The 2,583-nt window shown below is 67.7% G+C and carries 1 protein-coding gene; it reads left to right on the top strand.

Features of this window, described 5'->3' with window-relative positions; genetic code table 11:
* Window positions 1-354: 354 nt before the first annotated feature.
* The coding region (locus tag AC1DY5_RS50820; RefSeq protein ID WP_478121884.1) for an AAA family ATPase at window positions 355-2,583 on the top strand (2,229 nt) is incomplete at its 3' end.

Raw genomic sequence — 2,583 nt, 5'->3', positions numbered from 1 at the left:
CGTCGGCTCGCGCGCGCGGCCGCCCCTGCTCCGGTTGCGGCTCCAGCACCCGCGCCCCGCCCGCTGGGCCTGCGTTTCCCCGGAGCGACTGCGGCACCAGTAGCTCCCGCCGCTGCCGCTGCCCTGGCTTCAGCCCCCGCTCCTGCACCGGCTGCCGCCCCTGCGCTTGCCCCTGCACCGGCTGCCGCGGCACCGACCCCTTTCCGATTCCGCCCTCTTACGTTCGGCCGCCCGTTGGCCGTGCCCGCTGCTGCCGCTCTTGCTCCCGCCCCGGATCCCGCACTCGCTCCAGCGGCTGCCCCAGCCCCGACCCCCGCTCCTCCGCCAGCCCCTGCTCCGGATGAGATCGACGACGTGGCCCCGCCGCCTCCCGCCGCGCCAGTGCCGAAGGGATTCGGCTTCGGGTTCCAGGCGGCCGCCGGCGAGTCCGCGCTTCCGCGGGGCTTCGGCGGCATGGCCAAGCCTTCGCCCGATGAGACTCATGTGGGCATCGTCAAGAGCGTCGCGATCTACGGCGACTGGGCCGTCGGCTCGATGGACACTCAGGAACGCGAATCCCTGAAGATAACCGGCTCGGCCGTGGCGCACCTGAAGGAAGGTCTCGAGTACACCCTGACCGGCCGCATGAAGGTTCACCCGAGCCACGGCGTGCAGCTCGATGTCGTCAGCTTCGAGCCACACATCCAGCCCGACGTCCCCTCCATGGCGCGCTTCATCGCCGCGAACTTCACCGGCATCGGCAAGAAGCTCGCCGAGAAGTACCTCACCAAGGTCAAAGACGAAGGCGGCGACGAAGGCCTGGAGGCCCTGTGCCTGAAGCTCGTCAACGAGCCCTGGACCGTCACTTTCGAGTCGGTCTCCAACCGGAAGACCAGCTTCGGGGACAAGAACGCGCCTCCCGCCGATTCGGACAACCCCGCCGCGCTCGCCGATTCGCCCGAGATCCCCTACATCGAACGCATGCTCGCCACGAAGTTCGGCGCGCTGCGGGAGCTGAAGGCCGCCTCGATGAAGCTCCTCGCCATGACCCTGTTCTCGCAGGCGAAGGCGCTCAAGGACGAAACCCGTCCGATCACCGAGGTCGCCACCGCCCTCCTCGCGAAGGATCCGTACAGCCCCATGCGCACGATCCCGGGCTACGGGTTCCGGAGCGCCGACGCCATCGGCAAGGCGCTGAACATCCCCCGCGACGCTCCCGTGCGCCTGACGGCCCTCGCTTCCTTCCTCGTGATGGAGGAATGCGACTCGGCCGGCCACGTCTTTGTGGGCGAGCCGCAGCTGCGCAACCGCCTGACCAAGACCGAGCCGATGATCTCGCTGGAGACCCTGATCGAGTACGCCACCGAGAGCGGTGACTTGCGCATCGAGGAAGACGAGCAGGGCAACCGCCGGATCTACCCGGCCAAGCTCTACGAGGCCGAGGTCCGCCTGGCCGAAGACCTGCACGGCATGCTGGTGTCGGCCAAGCCCCTGCTGCGCAAACGCACCTACGAGCAGTTCCGCACGAAGGCGATCGAGGTGAGCCAGCGCCTGCTCGGCTACGAGCTGGACGAAGACCAGATGAAGGCCCTCTACGGCATCGCCACGAGCGAATCGCGCCTGCACGTCGTGACCGCCGGTCCCGGCTGCGGCAAGACCGCGATCATGGAAGTGTTCAGCGCCTTGATGTCCCACAAGGACTGGGCGTTCGCTGCCCCTACCGGCAAGGCGGCCAAGGTCCTGTCCGCGCGCGTCGAGCGCAACGGCTACTCGGCTTCCACCCTGCACTCGCTTCTGAAGGGAAGCCCCGAGGGCGGGTTCATGGTCAACCGGAATAGCCCCCTCGGCTGCCAGATCCTCGTGGTCGACGAAGGCACGATGCCGACCCTGACGCTCTTCGAGGCGGCCACGGCGGCCCTGCGCGACGACGCACACCTGATCGTCCTCGGCGACCCGGGCGTTGACGGCCTGGCCGGGCAACTGCCCTCGATCGGCGCCGGTCGAGTGCTGAGCGACATGCTCCGCCTGCCTGGCGTCGACCATCACCACCTGACGGCGACGAAGCGCAACTCCGGCGCGATCCTCGATACCGTGAACCAGATCCGCCAGTACACGCTGGACTGCAAGGATGGCGAAGGCGTGACCTTCTCGCACGGCCTGCCTTCAGCAGAGTCCTACTTCGAGACCGTCGCCGCCAAGTACGTTGAGCGCGTCCAGGCGAACGGGATCGAGAACGTCGTGCTGCTCATGTCGCGGCGCAACGGAGCGGCAGACGAGCCGACCTGGTGCACCGACTACGCGAACGCGCGTCTTCGCGATCTGATCAACCCGCACGCGGTGCGGATCCCCGGCACTGCATCCCTGCACGTCAACGACCGGATCGTCATCCGCGACAACATGACGCTCGGCGAGGACGAAGAAGGCAACGATATCCGCGTGGTCAACGGCGACACCGGAACGATCACCCGCTTCCAGCCCCACAGCGATCCGAAGCATCGCGGCCCGCAGTACGTGGTCATCAAGCTCGACGATGGTCGATTCATTCAGTTCCCGGGCGACTCGCTCAAGGATCTGCAGCACAGCTACGCCGCGACGGTGCACATG

The organism is Variovorax sp. P4_D9, from assembly GCF_056401695.1.
Note: the sequence above shows the minus strand (reverse complement) of the source record. Positions and strands in the feature narration are given on the sequence as shown.